General features: G+C 58.2%; 1 pseudogene. It reads right to left on the minus strand.

Features of this window, described 5'->3' with window-relative positions:
* Positions 1–89: 89 nt before the first annotated feature.
* Positions 90–658: pseudogene (locus tag CO660_RS32475) on the minus strand (IS630 family transposase); the annotation flags it as partial.

Here is a 658-nt window from a genome sequence, read left to right on the forward strand (position 1 = left end):
ACTGCCAAACAAACCTAATGTCGCCGATCAGACAAAGCCGACAGACGGTGTCGTGATGGCATCACTTGCACCGCTAGAGCAAATCCTGCTCAATCTGGGTCATATCCAGCGGCCTTAAGGTAGTTTGCGCATTCTGCCGCAGTGAAGCGCGGTATCAAGGCCCCGACCGCATCCCATAGAGCATCGATCTTTCGCTCGGCTCGGCCTCGCAACATGGCTTTCAGCTTCGAGAATGCGTTCTCGATTGGATTGAAGTCCGGACTATAGGGCGGCAGGAACATGAGCTTGGCGCCGGCACGTTCGATGGCATCGCGGACACCGGCTATCTTGTGTGCAGGCAGGTTATCCATAATGACGACGTCGCCGATCTCCAGGGGCGGCACCAGCACCTGTTCGACATACGCAAGGAAGACGTTGCCGTTCATCGCGCCATCGTAGACGAATGGGGCGGTCATTCCGCTGAGGCGCAACGCACCGGTGAAAGTCGTTGTTTTCCAATGGCCGTGCGGCACGCCGGCACGGCAAACGCTCACCTCGCAATGCACGTCCGCGCAGACGTGACATCTTGGTCGAGAGGCCGGTTTCGTCGATGAAGATCAGTTTCTCCGGATCGAGGTCCAATTGACCATCGAACCAGGCGCGCCGGCGCTTCAGGACG

It is taken from the genome of Rhizobium sp. L9 (genome assembly GCF_002531885.1).
In the GTDB taxonomy this organism is placed as follows: Bacteria; Pseudomonadota; Alphaproteobacteria; order Rhizobiales; family Rhizobiaceae; genus Rhizobium.